Origin of the sequence: Microbispora sp. H10670, assembly GCF_014161385.1 — a bacterium.
Classification (GTDB): Bacteria; Actinomycetota; Actinomycetes; order Streptosporangiales; family Streptosporangiaceae; genus Microbispora; species Microbispora triticiradicis.
Window position 1 is genome coordinate 93,565 of record NZ_JABBWW010000005.1, and the last position, 17,429, is coordinate 110,993.

General features: G+C 71.8%; 12 protein-coding genes. 5 read left to right on the forward strand and 7 right to left on the reverse strand.

What is annotated here, in order from left to right:
• Nucleotides 1–31: 31 nt before the first annotated feature.
• Nucleotides 32–601, forward strand: coding sequence for an RNA polymerase sigma factor (locus HHX33_RS09545; protein WP_111697963.1), 570 nt, complete (start codon nt 32–34; stop codon nt 599–601).
• Complete coding sequence (locus tag HHX33_RS09550; protein WP_182874247.1) at nt 598–1,212, forward strand: hypothetical protein; 615 nt, start codon at nt 598–600, stop codon at nt 1,210–1,212. Before HHX33_RS09545 ends, HHX33_RS09550 begins: the two co-directional genes overlap by 4 nt.
• 38 nt (nt 1,213–1,250) lie before the next feature.
• On the opposite strand, the gene HHX33_RS09555 is transcribed toward HHX33_RS09550, so the two are convergent.
• Nucleotides 1,251–3,674: a hypothetical protein gene (locus HHX33_RS09555; protein ID WP_182874248.1), complete on the reverse strand. Its 2,424-nt coding sequence runs from the start codon at nt 3,672–3,674 to the stop codon at nt 1,251–1,253.
• Nucleotides 3,675–3,875: 201 nt separating this feature from the next.
• Between HHX33_RS09555 and HHX33_RS09560 the strand changes: the two genes are divergently transcribed.
• A complete protein-coding gene (locus HHX33_RS09560; protein WP_220501664.1) occupies nt 3,876–5,099 on the forward strand; it encodes a thiolase family protein in 1,224 nt (407 codons plus the stop codon).
• On the forward strand, nt 5,096–7,216 hold the full coding sequence (locus HHX33_RS09565) for a 3-hydroxyacyl-CoA dehydrogenase NAD-binding domain-containing protein (protein ID WP_182874250.1): 2,121 nt from the start codon (nt 5,096–5,098) through the stop codon (nt 7,214–7,216). Before HHX33_RS09560 ends, HHX33_RS09565 begins: the two co-directional genes overlap by 4 nt.
• Before the next feature lie 176 nt (nt 7,217–7,392).
• On the opposite strand, the gene HHX33_RS09570 is transcribed toward HHX33_RS09565, so the two are convergent.
• A complete protein-coding gene (locus tag HHX33_RS09570) occupies nt 7,393–9,156 on the reverse strand; it encodes an HNH endonuclease signature motif containing protein (protein WP_182874251.1) in 1,764 nt (587 codons plus the stop codon).
• A gap of 761 nt (nt 9,157–9,917) precedes the next feature.
• On the opposite strand from HHX33_RS09570, the gene HHX33_RS09575 reads away from it, so the two are divergent.
• Nucleotides 9,918–10,265, forward strand: a complete 348-nt coding sequence (locus HHX33_RS09575; protein ID WP_182874252.1) for a hypothetical protein — start codon at nt 9,918–9,920, stop codon at nt 10,263–10,265.
• Between the two features lie 54 nt (nt 10,266–10,319).
• Here the strand turns inward: HHX33_RS09575 and HHX33_RS09580 are convergent, their stop codons facing one another.
• The 5 genes from HHX33_RS09580 to speB form a co-directional block, all read right to left on the reverse strand.
• A complete protein-coding gene (locus tag HHX33_RS09580; protein WP_182874253.1) occupies nt 10,320–12,854 on the reverse strand; it encodes a CehA/McbA family metallohydrolase in 2,535 nt (844 codons plus the stop codon).
• Nucleotides 12,847–14,349 carry an APC family permease gene (locus HHX33_RS09585; protein WP_182874254.1) on the reverse strand — a complete coding sequence of 501 codons (1,503 nt, stop codon included), beginning with the start codon at nt 14,347–14,349 and terminating at the stop codon, nt 12,847–12,849. Before HHX33_RS09585 ends, HHX33_RS09580 begins: the two co-directional genes overlap by 8 nt.
• Nucleotides 14,350–14,432: 83 nt before the next feature.
• Nucleotides 14,433–14,813, reverse strand: a complete 381-nt coding sequence (locus HHX33_RS09590; RefSeq protein ID WP_220501665.1) for a cupin domain-containing protein — start codon at nt 14,811–14,813, stop codon at nt 14,433–14,435.
• On the reverse strand, nt 14,810–16,462 hold the full coding sequence (locus HHX33_RS09595; protein ID WP_182874255.1) for a N,N-dimethylformamidase beta subunit family domain-containing protein: 1,653 nt from the start codon (nt 16,460–16,462) through the stop codon (nt 14,810–14,812). The genes HHX33_RS09590 and HHX33_RS09595 overlap by 4 nt, the downstream gene beginning before the upstream one ends.
• Entirely contained in the window at nt 16,459–17,406 is a 948-nt protein-coding gene (speB, locus tag HHX33_RS09600; RefSeq protein ID WP_182874256.1) for an agmatinase, read from the reverse strand. Before speB ends, HHX33_RS09595 begins: the two co-directional genes overlap by 4 nt.
• Nucleotides 17,407–17,429 lie beyond the last annotated feature (23 nt).

Below are 17,429 nucleotides of genomic sequence, written 5' to 3' on the forward strand. Positions count from 1 at the left end.
TGACCGCATACGCCAGGAAAGGCCGAGATGCATGACAACCACCCGCGAAGTCATCGCGGCGGATGACGCGACCCTCATCGGGAGATCGCTGCACGAGCCGGAGATCTTCGCCGTCCTGTTCGACCGGCACGCGCCGCTTCTGCACCGCTACGTGACCAGGCGACTGGGTCCCGGCGAGGCGGAGGACGTCGTGGCCGACACCTTTCTGGCCGCCTTCCAGAGCCGGGCCGACTACGACCGGGGCCGCCCCGACGCCCGGCCGTGGCTGTACGGCATCGCCTCGAACATGATCGGCAGACGCCGCCGTGCCGAGGCCGCCCTCTACCGCGCGTACCTGCGCAGCGGGGTGCACCCGGGGGAGACAGCGGGCGCGCAGGTTGAGGACGGCGTCAACACCCTGGCCGTCAACCGCCCGCTGGCGCGGGCCCTGCTGCGGCTCAAACGGGCCGACCGCGACGTGCTGCTGCTCGTCGCCTGGGCCGGCCTCACCTACCAGGAGGTCGCCGACGCGCTCGGCATCCCTCCCGGCACCGTCGCCTCGCGGCTCAACCGCGCCCGCGCCCAGATCCGGCAGTCGCTACCAGAAGGAGAACAATCATGAAGGTGCTCGACGGCATGTGGCAGGACGTCCCGGTGGCCTCCTCCGAGGACCTCACCGGGGCGAGACGGCGGCTGATGGACGGGATGCACGCCCGGCGGCGGGTCGTCACCGCCCCTCGGCTGCTGGTCGCGGCCGCCGTCGTGGCGGCGGCCGTCGCCACACCGCTGGTCGCCGGCGGCGGGACCCCGGCGTACGCGGTGACCGAGAACCCCGACGGCACGATCACGGTGGCTCTCGACGAGATGCGCGACCCCGAGGGACTGCAGGCCGATCTGCTGGCGGCCGGCGTCACGGCCGACGTGTCGTTCCTGGCGCCGCACACGCGGTGCGCGGATCCCCGGTTCGAGGGCGTGGATCCCTCCTACGGGTCGCGTGGCCACACGGAGGCGCGGTTGCGGGCGGGTGTGGAACGGTGGCGCTCGTTCGAGGCGACCCAGGTGGTCGACGTCCGTGAGATCAGGATCCGTCCGGAGTTCATCCGGCCGGGCGAGACCCTGGTGCTGGAGTTCCGCGACAACCAGAACGCGCAACGACCCTGGAGACTCGGCGCCTGGCTGGCCAGAGCGGGCTCACCCGTGAAACCGTGCACGCCGGTCCCTGACGCCGGCTGAGCCCTTCCGCAGGCGGAAGGACTCAGCCGGCAGGGGAGTCAGCTCATGTCGTCGTCGGTGACGAGGAGCCGGGTGAAGCCGCCGCCGATCGTCGCGTTGACCGGCACCGAGGCGACCACCTGGTAGGACTGCGGCGCGGACGCCACCGCGGTGTCGCCGTTGACCGGCACCTGGAAGGACGTCTCCAGGGACCTGGCCGGGATGACGACCTCCTGCGCCGCGGAGGCGACCACCGGTGTGGCCCCGGTCGCGATCGTCTGGATCTGGACCGTCACCGGCGTCCTGCTCTTCTCCGAGAGCCGCACCGTCATCAGGGCCGTGCCCGGACCGTCGCCCTCGTCCACCGTGGTGCCCTCCACCGACACCTGCGGCAGCCTGTCGGTACGGGCCTCGCCCGCGGTCATGGTGGTGAACGCGAGGTCGGCGAGGTAGACGGCGCCCTTCTGGCTCGCGCCCGAGATCCGGATCTCGCTGATCTGCTGCGGCTTGACGCCGGTGAACGCGCTCAGCGGGACGCGGACCGTGCGCAGCCAGGTCTTGGGCAGCGGCGAGGCCGTGCCGGGGAACGGCGTGAGCGCGTCGCTCACCTCCGACACCTTGAACGTGTGCGACGCGCCCCTCTTGTCGACGACCTCGACCGCGAGGTCCACCTCGCCGGTCGCCGTCTCGTCCCGGGCCGCCCGGAAGGTCAGCGCGTCGTAGCGGGAGACGTTCTGGTCGGGCTTGTCCAGCGGCACGGTCACCGCGCCCGTCGGGTCACTCCAGGAGAACCGCAGCACCGGAGTCGAGGCGACGTTCCCGGCGTACGTCGCGGGCGTCCAGGACGGCGCCTGCGAGGTGGTCAGCGCGGAGGCGCAGGACGGCAGGCCGCTCTGCGGCGAGCGGTCGAGCATCCCCGCGCAGACGACCGCAGTGGCCGCGCCGGAGACCTGGGTGGACGGCGACGGCGACGTGAAGGCGGCCACGTCGAGGCGCCCGGCCGCGGGGGCCTGGGCGACGGTGTGGACGACCGCCCGCCCGGCGGAGGGGGTGGTGCCGCCGCTGCCGTCGAAGAGCGGCAGCAGGCCCTGCTCGCCGCCCTGCACGAGCCGGAAGAACCCGGCGATGTACGCGGTGCCGACGGCGTACTGCTCGGCGGCGGTCAGCCGCGACGGCGCGGAGCCGCCGCAGACGGGGTCGTTGCGGTTCGACCAGTCGTCGGACGCGGGCGCGTGCGCCACGCCCGGGGTCCACTCGGTGTTGAAGAAGTTGTGGTCGGCGCCCATGACCATCAGCGAGGCGCGGAAGGCCGGGTCGCCGTCCACGGCGTACCGGGAGTCGTCGTAGAAGTGCTGGCCCTGCTGGTTGGAGACGTCCCCGTCGCAGTACGGCAGGATGACGGCCATCGGCGTGCCGGGCAGGGTCGCCCGCGCGAAGTCCGTCGGCGCGAGCGGGAGCACCGCCCTGATCCCGTACGGCTTCGCCCGGCCCGCGTTCATCAGCGCGGCCTTGACGACGCCCTCACCGCCCCGCGAGTGGCCCATCAGGCCGACGTCGGACATGTCGAGGCGGTCCTCGAAGAGGCTCACCAGCTTCGCGTCGCCCACCCCCTTGGCCGCGTCGGCGAGCAGGTCGAGGTGCCGCATGACGACCTCGCCCCGGGCCAGCGCGCCCCGGTCCTCGCTGTAGGGGTTGTCGGCGGCGTTGACGCCGTTGGCGCTGACCGACACCACGGCGTACCCCTGACTGGCGAGCACGTCCGCGGGACCGTCGTATCCCTGGTAGCTGGCGATGGGCTGCTGCCCCGCCGGGCAGGGCCACTGGGTGTTGGACGTCGCCCGGGTCGCAGGGTTGTAGCAGGCCGAGTGGCGGCCGTGCAGGAAGACGACCAGCGGGCGCCTGCCGGGGGCGCCTTCGGGCAGGTAGACCTTCGCCCGGATCTCGGCCTGGCGGCCGCCGAGCCCCTCCAGCGTGATGGCGGTGTCGCCGAGGTCGTACTCGTCGTGGCTCACGGCGTACGGGCCGGGCGCGGCCGGGTCGACGGGCACGGGGGCCGGCTTGCCGTGTGTCCTGGTCGGAGAACCTGCGGGTGACGGGACGGCCCTGCCGACGGCCGACCCGGTGACCCTGGGCACCTCGCCGTTCCAGGCCACGTCCACGGAGGACGCCGTGGCGACGGCGGGGTCGGGGGTGACGACGGTCAGCGTCATTCCGTCGGGCGACTCCTCGGCCGGGCCGAGCGACCGGCCGTCCGCCGCGAGTTCGGGAACGGCGTCGCGGACCGGCAGCGGCTTGTTCAGGCGGAGGGTGACCCGGTGGCCGCCGCCGACGGGCTCGACGGTCCAGGTGCCGTCGTCGCCGGCCGAGCCGGCCGAGACGGGTGGCCCGGCGTGAGCGGGACCAGGGAGGAGGGAGGTGGACAGGGTCACGGCCGTGACGGCCGCGGCGAGCGCCTTGGTCCAGGCGCGCACAGGGGAGTGCATTGGATCCCTTTTCAAGTGCAATGCCCCAAGAATGCCGATCACGGGAGTTACATGAGGGAATCTTGAGGTTTGTGGGGCTTACATCCCGAATGAGATCGCTGTTGGTCACATGTGCTGATTCCTACCGGTTTCTCCCGGGTTAACGATCTCTCACAGGCGCGGCGCGCCCACCGCTCCCAGAACGGGTTACCGACCAGTAGCATGGGACTCCGGCAGCTACCGACTAGTAGGAGCGAACCCGTGCCTGCGTCCCGTGAAGTCGTCTTCGTCGACGGCGTTCGGACGCCTTTCGGCAAGGCGGGCCCGAAGGGCCTGTACGCCGAGACGCGTGCCGACGACCTGGTAGTCCGCGTCATCCGCGAGCTGATGCGGCGCAACCCCGGCCTCCCCCCGGAGCGGGTGGACGAGGTGGCCATCGCGGCCACCACCCAGATCGGCGACCAGGGCCTGACCATCGGCAGGTCCGCGGCGGTGCTCGCCGGGCTGCCGAAGTCGGTCCCCGGCTACGCCGTCGACCGCATGTGCGCCGGCGCCATGACCGCCGTGACCACGGTCGCGGGCGGCATTTCCTTCGGCGCGTACGACGTGGCCATCGCGGGCGGCGTCGAGCACATGGGCCGCCACCCCATGGGCGAGGGCGTCGACCCCAACCCCCGGTTCCTGTCCGAGCGGCTCGTCGACGGCTCGGCGCTGGTCATGGGCATGACCGCGGAGAACCTGCACGACCGCTATCCGTCCATCGGCAAGGAGCGCGCCGACGCCTTCGCCGTCGCCTCGCAGGAGAAGGTCGCCAAGGCGTACGCCGACGGCAGGATCCAGCGCGACCTCGTGCCGGTGGCCACCCGCAAGGCCGCCGAGGGCTGGGGCCTCGCCACCGTGGACGAGGGGCCGCGCCCCGGCACGACGCTGGAGGGCATCCGCGGCCTCAAGACGCCCTTCCGCTCACACGGAAGGGTCACCGCGGGCAACTCCTCCGGTCTCAACGACGGCGCGACCGGCTGCATCGTGGCCGCCCAGGAGGTGGCCGAGGAGCTGGGCCTGACCCCGCGCATGCGCCTCGTGTCGTACGCCTTCGCCGGCGTCGACCCCGAGGTGATGGGCGTCGGGCCGATCCCCTCCACCGAGCGCGCGCTGCGCCTGGCCGGGCTGTCGATCGGCGACATCGGCCTGTTCGAGATCAACGAGGCGTTCGCCGTACAGGTGCTGGCCTTCATGGAGCACTTCGGCATCGCCGACGACGACCCGCGGGTCAACCCGTACGGCGGCGCGATCGCGTTCGGCCACCCGCTCGCGTCGTCGGGCGTGCGGCTGATGATCCAGCTCTCGCGCGAGTTCGCCGAGCGTCCCGACGTCAGGTACGGGATCACCACGATGTGCGTCGGCATGGGCATGGGCGGCACCGTCATCTGGGAGAACCTCGCATGAGCACGATCGAGACCTGGAAGGCCCTCCTGGAGGGCAGGAACGCCGACGAGGTCGTGACCAAGGCGCTCGTGCGCGACGTCGAGCTTCCGTACGGCGCGGGCACGATGGCGCTTATCACTCTCGACAACGGGCACGACCACACCAAGCCGAACACCTTCGGCCCGCACGGCCTGCTCTCGCTGGACGACGCGCTCGACGGGATCGCCGCGCGCAGCGACGTCGCGGCGGTCGGCGTCGTGGGCAAACCGTTCATCTTCGCCGTCGGCGCCGACCTCAAGGGCGCGGCGGAGGTGTCCGCCCGGGAGGAGGCCGTCGCGATCGGGGCGCTCGGCCACCACGTGTTCCGCCGCCTGGGCGAGCTGGGCGTGCCGTCGTTCGCGTTCGTCAACGGCGCGGCGATGGGCGGCGGGCTGGAGATCGCCCTGCACTGCACCTACCGGACCGTGTCGTCCGGGGTCCCGGCGATCGCGCTGCCGGAGTGCTTCCTCGGCCTGGTGCCCGGGTGGGGCGGCACCCAGCTCCTCCCCCGGCTGATCGGCCCGGAGAAGGCGCTGAAGCTGATCATCGAGAACCCGCTGTCGCAGAACCGCATGATCAAGGGCCGCGACGCGTACGCCCTCGGGATCGCCGACGCGATGTTCGAGCCCGCCGACTTCCTGGAGGAGTCGCTGCGATGGGCGGCCCAGGTGCTGCGCGGCGAGGTGACCGTGGAGCGCCCCGACCACACCGCCGGCGACTGGACGCCGGTGATCGACCAGGCCAGGACCCTCGTCGATCTCAAGCTGCGGGGCGCCTCCCCCGCGCCGTACCGGGCTCTCGACCTGGTCGCCCTGGCGCGTACGGCGTCGCGTGACGAGGGCTTCGCTGCCGAGGACGAGGCGCTGGCCGATCTGCTCATGGGCGACGAACTGCGCGCCGGGCTGTACGCCTTCGACCTCGTGCAGCGGCGGGCCAAGCGCCCGGCCGGCGCGCCCGACAGGTCACTCGCCCGCCCGGTCACCAAGGTCGGCGTGGTCGGCGCCGGGCTGATGGCCTCGCAGCTCGCGCTGCTGTTCGCCCGCCGCCTGGAGGTCCCGGTCGTGCTGACCGACCTCGACCAGGCCCGCCTCGACAAGGGCGTCGGGTACGTCCACGGCGAGGTGGACAAGCTGCTGGCCAAGGGCCGGATCTCCGCCGACCAGGCCAACCGGCTCAAGGGTTTGGTGACCGGGTCGCTGACCAAGGACGCCTTCGCCGACGCCGACTTCGTGATCGAGGCGGTGTTCGAGGACCTCGCGGTGAAGCAGAAGGTGTTCGCCGAGGTGGAGGAGGTCGTCTCGGAGACCTGCGTGCTGGCGACCAACACCTCCTCGCTGTCGGTCACCGGCATGGCGGCGGGCCTGCGCCACCCCGAACGGGTGGTCGGCTTCCACTTCTTCAACCCGGTCGCCGTGCTGCCGCTGCTGGAGATCGTCCGGGGCGCGGCCACCGACGACGCGACGCTCGCCACGGCCTTCGCGGTCGGCAAGACGCTGAAGAAGTCGTGCGTGCTGGTCAAGGACGCGCCCGCGTTCGTCGTCAACCGGCTGCTGACCCGCTTCATGGGCGAGGTCACGGCCGCGGCCGACGAGGGCACCCCGCTGGAGACCGCCGACCACGCGCTCGACTCGCTCGGCCTGCCGATGACGCCGTTCGCGCTGCTCCAGCTCGTCGGCCCGGCCGTCGCGCTGCACGTGGCCGAGACCATGCACGCGGCGTTCCCGGACCGCTTCGGCGTGTCGGAGAACCTCGCCAAGCTGGTCGCGGCGGGCAAGCCGGGCCTCTACGGCCCCGACTTCCAGATCGACCCGGAGGTTCGGGCGCTGTTCGAGGGCGGCCTGTCCCCCTCGACCACGTCCCCCTCGACCACCGACGACGTGCGGCTGCGCGCGCTCCGTGCCCTCGCCCAGGAGATCAGGCTGATGCTCGACGAGGGCGTGGTCGCCGCGCCCCAGGACATCGACCTGTGCATGCTCCTCGGCGCCGGCTGGCCGTTCCACACCGGCGGTATCACGCCGTACCTGGACCGTGCAGGCATCTCCGAGGAGGTCACCGGCTCCCGCTTCCTGGAGCCCGGCGTGGCCTCAGTACCGGCCTGAACCGCGCTGGTCGCACTGCGCTGGTCTTACTGCGCTGGTCTTACTGCGCTGGTCTTACTGCGCTGGTCTTACTGCGCTGGTCTTACTGCGCTGGTCTTACTGCGCTGGTCTTACTGCGCCGGCACGGGGCCGGGGCGACGACGACTCGCCGCCCCGGCCCTGCCGGTGCCCCGTCTCTACACCTGCAGTCGTGTGGTGCGGGGGTTTCGGAGGTTGCGGTAGGTGAAGGCCCAGCGGTCGTCGCCGATCTTGCGGCGGGTGTAGCGGGCCGGGTGGCGGTAGCGGTCGCGGTTGTGGAACTGGCAGGCCGGTCCGAGCAGTTTGAGGTCGGTCAGCCCGCCGCTGCACCAGTCCTCGGCGTGGTCGATCTGGCACATCGTGGCGGGCAGCGGGCAGCCGTCCACCCAGCAGGTCGCATACCGCGCGAAGACCGCCCGCCGCTGCGCCGGGGTCGCCAACCTCACCTTGCGGCCCATGTCCAGCACCTGCCCACCAGCGTCCATCACGATCCGCACCAAAGTGCTGGTACGGGCCAGCCGATGCACGCTGGCAACAGGCAGCAGCTGCCCGGTCGCCAGGATCAGCCCCGGCAACCCCCGCAACCACACCCCCGGCGGGGGACTGTTCACCCCCACCCCCGCCCAGACACCGCCACCCCGCCAGGCGCTGCCTCCCGACCAGGCCCCGCGTCCCACCCGGGCATCTCCCCCCAGCCAGGCGCTGCCTCCCAGCCAGGTGCTCCCCTCCGCACCCGACGGCGCGTCGGAGCCCGCCCCGGGCATCCCGTGCGGCGTATCACCCGGCGCGAAGGCATGCCGGTAGTCCCCCGCCGGGCAGTCGCCGACAGGGCAGTCCCCGCCTGGGCTTTCCCCAGTGTGACTACCAGGAGGATCGCCGTGCTCGGGCGGCGGATCAGAGGCGGAGTCGGCGGCGGCGTCGGCGGTGTCGGCGGCGGAGGGCTCGCCGGTGGCGTCGGCCACGTCGGCACAGGTCGCACAGGCGCAGGTCTCGTCGGCACAGGTCCCACAGGCGGGGCCGGTACCCGAAGGGTCGGGGCCAGGGCCGTCGCTCGGGTCGGTGTCTGAGGGATCGCTGGTGGGATGGTCGGCAGAGGGGTCGGCTGTGGGATCACCTGAGGGGTCGGTGCCTGCGGGCTCGCGTGAGGGGTCGTCGGCTGGGGGGTCGTCGGGGAGGGATTCGGCGGTGACCAGCACCAGAAGCTCAGTCGCGATCTTGTTCTCCAGGAACGCGATGAACGCATCGGCGTTCCGCACACTCAGCGTCCGGTCATCGCCCTCGGCCTTGGGCCTGGCGTAGACGTCCAGCAGGTGCTGCAACCGCGCCGCGGCCTCGACCGGGAGGTAGAACTCTCCCTCCAGCCCGCCGTTCCTGCGCCGCCGCACCCTAAAGAACCGGCGGTCGAAATCGGCCTGCTCATCGCTTTCGTGGCCGTCGGGGTCCAGCACCGCCCGCAGATACCGCCCCGCCTTGGCCACCTCCGCCGCACCCGCCGAACCCGCCAACTCCAGCAGAATCCCCTCAGCCGTCGTCGCCTGCTCGTCGGTCAACCCCGCAGTGGCCGTGCAGATCGCCTCCACAATCCCCTCCGCCAGGCTGCCCTCGGCGAACCGCTCACGCACCCGCGACAGACGACCCAACTCCACGCCCATCGTCACCAACCGGCCCGCACCCGGAATCGTCATCCCGCCAACGGAGCGCAACCACAACCGGGTCGAGGCATGCCCATGGTTCCTCGCCTCCCCAGCCTGGTGGACCCGCCCCACCCGGGCGGCCAACGCCGAGGTGATCCGATCGCGGGCCGCCAGCAACTCCTCCGCCTCAGCCAGGCACACCTCCGCCGACTCAGGCACCGGCACCAGCGCCACCACCCGCGCCGCCTCACCAACCGCCGCCACCGCCACCCACGACGACGACCCCACACCACGAACACCCTCAAAGCCACGCTCAGACGCACTGCCGGGCGCACCATCCGACGCGCCGCCGGATGCGCCACTGACGTCCCGCTCACTGCCCGCATCCTGACCTCGGCCCGCATCACCCCGGCCCGCATCACCCCAGCCAGCGCCAGAGGCACCGTTCGACGCACCTCCGGGAACAGCACCAAGAGCACCGCCGGGAAAACCACCCGGAGCGCCGGCCAAAGCGTCGCAGGAAACGCCAGCGGAATTGCCGCTGTCGGCCCCCCGGACGCTGTCAGGACAAGCACCGCCGGAAGAGGCATCGCTTGCGGCCTCATCATCGGTGAATTCAACGCTGGACGCGTTGCCGCCACGAGTCTCGAATACATGGGCAGATCTGGGCGATTCCGCCAAGCCCTCGAACTGGCTCGCGTGCTTCCGTGCCCCGGGCTCGACGATCGGCACGTATTCACGGGCTAGCGCACCCTCGGAAGACCAAAGGGGCGAGTTGGCGGTGAGCCGCTCCCACCAGTCGCCATCAACAGTATCGTTCGAACGACGGAGGTGCTCAGGATCAGCGTCGAACAGATCCATCACACCTCCCTAGAGATTCGAAAACCTGTATTAATTCTTCCACGCCTCACCAGGCACGAGCACCCTCGCGCCGGGATTTGTTGGAGCCACAGCCGGAATCCCAAATTGCCCAGAATGCGACGCGTTCCGCATTCCCTCAGAACACATTTATTCCCGAGAAATATCGCGAATGGCGGAGAAACGGTCAGATGCTCTATCGGGGCAGGTTGTACTACGCACGCGAGGGCCGCAGGCTGTGCGTGTTCGACTACGGCGGCGACATCTGGGGTGACACGGCCTCTATCGGAAAGCACCTCGACGGCCTGTTCAACCTGCACGAGCGGTATGCCGACGTCGAGCGAGGCCTCGTGCCGGGCGAGCAGACGCTGGACGACTGGCGCATCCACGCCTTCGTCCTTACGGAGCGGATCACCGGAATCCGCCTGTCGTTCGAATCGCTACGGGAGAACGCGCTCTACCGCTTCTGGGTGTGGGGTGACCCACCTCTCGGCTCGGACGACGGCCCGCAGTCGTCCGCCGGGGGGACCGCGAGATGACCGCTCGCCCGAGATCCGCTCCCTGGCGGTTCCCGGGCGAGACGGCGCGGGCCCTCAGCCGGCCGCCTTGCGCTTCAGCAGCAGCTCGCGCGCCTGCAGGAACGGCGCCCGGAGGAAGGCCAGGTGATCCTCCTGCCCGTGCCGATGGCAGACCTGGCCGGGCCACAGGCGACGGCCGCGCTCGTCGATGTACGCGAGGGAGCCGTCGACGAGGTTCAGCATGTGGTCGATCGTGTCCGCGTCGGATCGCGTGTACTCCTCGCCCGTACGCACGTAGACCGGCGACGTGTGCGCCATGATCGGCCTGGCCCACACGTCGTGGTGGCGGGCGACTCCGGCGCCCGGCCCGTAGCAGCGCGCGGCGATCCAGCTGTCCTCGGTCACCGGCACGTCCGCGGTCAGTTCCAGCGTACGGCCGGGAGTCTCGACCCTCCGCTCGGCGACGACGTGGCCGTTGACCACGATCTCCAGCCGGTCGACCTCGAAGATCGACTCGACGCGGGCGCCGACGTGGACGGTGCCGCTCGCGGACACGCGCGTCTCCTCGCCCGGCTGACGGCCGTCGACGCCGAGCCACAGGAGCGGACCGCTGGTGGCGAAGGTCGCTCCCCGCCGGACGGCCCGGCACCAGCTCCAGTAGTCGAACTCTTCCTCGGCCGGCACCTGCGCGTACGTGCGGATGAGGCCGATCGGGACCTCGCTGCTCATCTTGTCGGTGCCGCCCACCAGGGTGATCCGGTAGCCCGCGTTGAGATAGCGGTAGTACTCCTGGATGTTGTACGGGTCGTACGCGATCATCTCGACGGCGTCGAGCCGGCCGGTGGCGAGCAGCGCGGCCGCCTCGCCGTTGGGCACGGGGAAGTGCGCCAGCACGACGGTGCCGCCCTGCTCGCGGCATTCGTCGGCCCAGTGGGACAGCGTGGTCTCCAGGCCGCCGCCGAGTTCCGACTCCTCCGCGCCGCCGGTGCACCACGGCATGATCGGGCGGCGCAGGCCGAGCAGGTTGATGTGGCCGAGCATGCCGCTGCGGTTCTCCTGGCCGGCGAACACGTGCGTGTGCCCGTCGTGCGAGGTGTGCGGGCGGCCGGTGAACTCCTCGGTGTTCGTGAACAGGTGCCCCCACTGGCTGAGCAGCAGGTTGGTCACCCGGACGTCCTCGCCGCGGGCCTCCAGCTCCGCGCCGAGGGTCGAGACGAAGTGCACGTGGGTGTCGCCGCTGTACCAGCCCTCCGCGGCCATGTCGGTCACCCGGGTCAGCGTCAGCTCGAGCTCGGCCTGGTCCGGCCGGATGGTGACCGTGGTGCGCAGCGGCTCGTACTCGAACCCGCGAGCCGCCTCGACCGTGACCTCCCCCAGAGGCAGCCAGCCCTCGCACGTGCCGTCGATGTAGGAGTACGTCGTGGTGCCGAGGCGGACGTCCCCGCCGATGTCGAGGTTCCAGGTGTTGCCGTCGGAGTTGATGTGCCCGTGATGACCGTGGGGTGGGTAGGGCACGCCGTCGGCGGACCGGAAGTGGATCCGGCACGGGATCGGCTCACCCGTGGCCGCGTCCCTGACCGTGGTGCGCACCCAGGCCCGCCCGGCGTCGGGGACCCGCCAGGTGACCCCTCCGTCGCGGCGCCGCCCGGCGGCGAGCAGTTCGCCCCACCCGCAGGTGCTGATCACGTGCTCCCCGCGGGTCAGCGTCAGCCGCGCCGAGGGCGTGGCCGCGACCCGTACGTAGCCCTGGTGGTGCTCCTCCACGGGCGTCCCCCAGGCCGGTGCGCCCTCGGCGGCACCGGCCGTACGGGAGTAGACGTAGGTCGCCGAGCCCCGGTCGACGGTCACCGCCAGGTCCTCCGCGATCGGTCCCGCCGAGGGGTCCAGGTCGAGCAGGACGTCGCGCCACACCGTACGCCCGAAGGGGTCCTCGTCGAGGTCGCTGGTGGTCACCGCGCCGACGAGGATGGCCGGGCCCGCCGACCGGATCTCCAGCGCGCGGACCGTGCGGCCGGGCCGGGGGTTGCGGCAGGGCCACAGGTAGAACCGGTAGGGCAGGACGTACGGCGACCGCGCCTGCGGGTCGTCGATGTCGACGAACCGCGCCCCGGCGGCGTCGAAACGCCCGTGGGTGCGCGGCATCAGCCGGTGCTGGGCGTCGGGTACGGCCAGGAACGGGGTCTGGCCCCAGTCGAGCGGGATGGCGCGGTCGCTCCACAGCCGCGGCGTGGGCCCGATCTCCATGCGCTGACGCACCGGCAGCCGCTCGGTGCTCCCGTCGTCGTAGACGAGGGTGTAGTGGCCGCAGGTCCCGCCGACCGCCTGCCCGTCGAACAGGTCCGGGGACTCCAGGGCGTGGGCGACCACCAGCCAGGTGACCGCGCGGCCGACCGGGATGGTGACGGCCGCCGGGTGCGGGCCGCCGACGCGGAGCAGGGCCGCCCCGGCGTCCCGTTCGTCGCCGAAGAGGAACGGCAGGCCGTAGAGCGTACGCGCGCCGAGCGGATAGGAGTCGCCGTCGTCCAGGACCGAACGGGGCACGTTGAACACACCGGCGAGGTCGAGCGGACGGTAGCCCCGGCCCGCGGGCGACGTGTCGTGATCAGGCATTTCCGGTGACAGGCTCTCTCCGCCCCGCGGGCGGCTCGTCGACGGACGTCTGGGCCAGCCCGGCGTACAGCCGGGGTGCGCGGGCCCGCAGGTACAGGGCCCTGGCCACGCCGGTCACGACGGCCGCCACGCCCAGACCGACGATCAGGAGGTTGGTGGCGGTGCCGGCGCCGGTCAGCAGCGGCAGGTTGCTCAGGACGAGGAAGAGCACCACGGCCAGGGCGGCGAAGCTGAGCCCGGGGGCGATCGTGGTACGGAAGATCCCGGCCTCGGGCGCCTCCCGGCGCAGGAAGCGGATGATCGCCAGGGAGCACAGCGCCCACAGGCAGATGATCCCGAGGAACCCGAGGGCGCTGCCCCACAGCAGCAGCCCCAGGTAGGGGTCGATCCCGAAGACCGCGAACACGACGATCGCCGCGGCCGCCAGCACGGTCTGCACGAGCCCGGCCGTCCACGGCGCCTTGGTCCGCGGGTGGGTACGGCCCAGCGGGCGGGGCAGCAGGCCCTCCCGTCCCATCGCGTAGAAGTAACGGTTGGCCGCGTTGTGCAGCGCGAGCAGCGCGGCGAACGCGCTGGTCAGCAACAGGATGTGCATCACCTCGGTGATCGGGGCGGGCACGTACCTGTCGAAGACGGCGACGACGAGGTTGACCGGGTCGGCCTCGGCCGCGGCCGCGATCTTGTCGACGCCGTACGCCATGACGACGACCCAGGTGATGAAGGCGTAGAAGACGGCGATGAACCCGACCGCGATGTAGGTCGCCCGGCGGACCGTGCGGATGCCGCCCCGCGCCTCCTCGCTGAAGATCGCCGTGGCCTCGAAGCCCATGAACGCCCCGGCGACCAGGGCGAACATCGCTCCGTTGCCCGGGTCGAACACCCTCGTGGGGGCGAACGACTCGGCGGACCAGTCCCCGGCGCCGCCCTTCACCAGGACGTAGACCGCCAGCACGACGAGCACGGCCGTCTCCAGCACCAGCAGCGCCCCGAGGATCCGGGCGCTGGTGTGGATGCCCCGGTAGCCGAGCCATCCCACGAAGACCAGGCCGACGATCGCGAACACCCACCACGGCACGTCGCGGTGGAAGTAGTTCTCGAACGTCTCGGTGGCGTAGACGCCGAGCGCGCCGTACGTGCTGATCTGCAGGGCGTTGTAGGCGACGACGGCGAGCATGGCCGCGCCCGACCCCGCCGGCTTGCCCAGCCCGCGCGAGACGGTGGCGTAGAAGGCCCCGGCGTTGCGGACGTACCGGCTCATGGTCATGAAACCGACGGCGAACAGCGCCATGACCACCCCGGCGACCAGGTAGCCGCCGGGGACGGCGGCGCCACCCTTGAGGAAGTGCAGGGGGGCGACCGCGACGATGAGCGTCAGCGGCGCCAGCGCGGCGAGGACCGTGAAGACGAGGTCCTTGGTCCCCATGGCGTTGCCGGCCAGGGAGCCGATCTGGGAACCGGGGGCGTTCGCGGAGCTGTCGGGAGGACGACCGGGCATGGGAGGGGCTCCTTACTGCGGGCTGGGAGGAAGGCAGGTGGGGAGAGAAAGGCGGATGGGCCCCGAAGGCGGGAAGGGGGAGCTCAGCGGCTGACCGCGACGAAGACCTTCTCGCTCGGCTCCAGGGTGATCCAGTCACCGCGGAAGCCCTGGGGGATGTGGAACGACTCCCCCGGTCCGAACTCCTTGCGCCGGCCGGAGTCGTCCTGCACGGCCACGCGGCCCTTGAGGATGAAGCAGATCTCGTCGTAGGGCCAGGAGTCGAACCGTACGGCGCCGGGCTCGCCCGTCCAGTAACCGCCGGTGAACGCGCTCGCGGCGCCGCCGAAGACGCGGAACTCCGCCTCCGTCCACTCGGCGGACAGCACATGGTAGCCATTCAGCGGGGGCACGAAGCGTTCGCCGTTCGCCGCGGAGACGACGCGGACGGCGTCGATGCCCACGGGGGTCTGCCCGTCGCTCACGATGCGGCTCCCTTCTGGTTCTCGAAGCGGCTGCGCAGGCCGAAGCGGCGCAGGACGTTGTGCGTGATGCGCTCGACGAAGGGGTCGCCGAGGCTGAGCACGTGTGACCACTCGGTGGTGCCGCCGTTGAAGACCTCGCCGTCCCCGCGGGTGAACGCCGCGATCATCCCGGCACCGCGCATCTCCCCCTCGTGCACGTAGCCGGGCAGGTCGTCGCCGAGGTCCACGTTGTAGTTGTAGACCTCCTCCTCCGGCCCGCCGATCGGCACCCGGCCGCCGAAGCGGTCCTCCTCCCCGCGTACGGCCGGCGCGAGGGCCAGGATCTCCAGCGTCTCGGGGGCGCCGTCCTCGAACGTCGGGTACGGCAGCCCGCGCCGGAACGTGTACTCGACCGAGTCGAGCTCGAAGGCCGCGAGGAAGTACGGGGGCCCGCCGAGCAGGTCGCCGTAGTAGAGGTCGGTCCCCTCCAGCGCCCAGTGATGCGGCCGGTAGACCGTGAAGCCTCCGGACGAGCGGGGGGTGGCGACCCCGTAGCGGTTGTAGATCCCGCCGAGGCCGTTGAGCCCGATGGTGGTGGCGCCCGGCCGGCCGACCGACTTCGCCTCCCACACCGTGGTGGCGAGGTGCGGCGTCGTGGCGGCCTCGGGGTCCAGCGACGGCAGCCGGTAGCAGTACTGCGTGGTCCCGTCGTCGCCGAGCCGGACCTGCCACTGGTAGTTGCCGCCGAACCTGGCCAGGTTGCCGCCCGCGTCGACGAACGCGTCGACCGTGTCGCGCATCCGCCACGACCAGTACTCGTCGTGTCCCACGACGACGGCGCAGGAGTACCCGTCCAGCGCCTGGGGGTCGAAGTGCAGGTCGTGCTGGGTCAGGTAGTCGATCTCGTACCCGTGGCGCTCGGCCCACACCGCGAAGTGCCGCTCGTACGTCGCCCAGAACGCGTCGGCGTGGTGGCGGCTGTACCCGAACAGGCGCGCCCACTCGTACGACGGGTAACGGGGAGCGCCGTGCATCGGCAGCGTGCCGGGGTTGGCCTCCCGCGGCGCGCCCGCGGGCTTGCGGATCATTCCCCGGGCGATCGGACGCTGCGTCGAGGCCAGCGGCGACCCGTTGTCGGAACGCGGATCGTCGCCCAGTCCGCGGTAGTGGTTGGCGCCGCCCCAGTCGTTGTAGGCCAGCATCGTGCTGGTGGTCAGCACGAGCGCGGCCGGGGCACGCCGCCCGGCCGGGGCCTTGACGACGAAGAAGTGCTCGCGCTCCCACAGCTCGCCGGACGGCGTGACCGCGCGCACGGTGACGATGTGGAAGCCGCTCCGCCAGTCGTCCGGGATCTCCAGCTCCAGCCCCACCGGCCAGCCGCAGCCGGCGGCGTGGGCGTCGGCCGGCGCCTCGAACCAGCCCGCCGACAGCCCGCGCCGCGACCACACCACGCGGGGCTCCAGCCCGTCGCGGACCACCTCCAGGTCGAAGGACGGGACGTTCGCGCTGAGGTGGAAGCGGACGGTCTCCCCGGGGAAGTACGAGAACCGGTCGGTGTAACACCACACCTCGGCCGCGTCCGGCGTGGCGAACGCACGCTCCGAGGGCCAGCCCTTCGGGGACCAGGCGAAGGCGGCGGGAAGACCCGTCGCCGCGTTCGTGTCGCTCACCGCTCCTCCTTGAGTGCGAGCAGGCTGATCAGGTCGTACGCCACGTGGGAGGCCGCGACCGAGGTGATCTCGGCGTGGTCGTAGGCCGGGGCGACCTCGACCACGTCCGCGCCGACGATGTCGCACCCGGTCAGGCCGCGCAGGATCTCCAGCAGTTCCCGGCTGGTCAGGCCACCGGCCTCCGGGGTCCCCGTGCCGGGCGCGTGGGCCGGGTCGAGCACGTCGATGTCGACCGAGACGTAGAGCGGGCGGCCGCCGATGCGCTCCCGCAGCGCGCCGGCCACCTCGTCCACGCCCCGGCGCATGACGTCGGCGCTGGTCACGATGCCGAAGCCGAGGCGCCGGTCGTCCTCCAGGTCCTTCTTGCCGTACAGCGGGCCGCGGGTGCCGACGTGGCAGACGGCCTCGGTGTCGAGGATGCCCTCCTCGACCGCCCGCCGGAACGGCGTGCCGTGCGTGTACTCGGCCCCGAAGTAGGTGTCCCAGGTGTCGAGGTGGGCGTCGAAGTGCAGCAGCGCGACCGGGCCGTGCCGCCGGGCGGCGGCGCGCAGCAGCGGCAGCGCGATCGTGTGGTCGCCGCCGACCGTGACGAGCCGGGTGCCGCCCTCCATGAGCCCGGACGCCGCCTCGTCGATCGTCTCGACGGCCTCGTGGATGTCGAACGGGTTGCACGCGATGTCCCCCGCGTCGGCCACCTGCATCGCCGCGAACGGCGAGACGTCCAGGCCCGGGTGGTACGGCCGGAGCAGCCGGCTGGCCTCCCGGACGGCCGAGGGGCCGAACCGGGCGCCGGGGCGGTAGGAGACCCCGCTGTCGAACGGCACGCCCACCACCGCGACGTCCGCGTGGCCGACCTCGTCCAGGCGCGGCAGCCGCGCGAAGGTGGCCGGTCCGGCGAATCGCGGAACCCGGGACGAGTCGGTGGGCCCCCGGGGCACGGTCATACCCGATCCTTTCCCTCCACTGC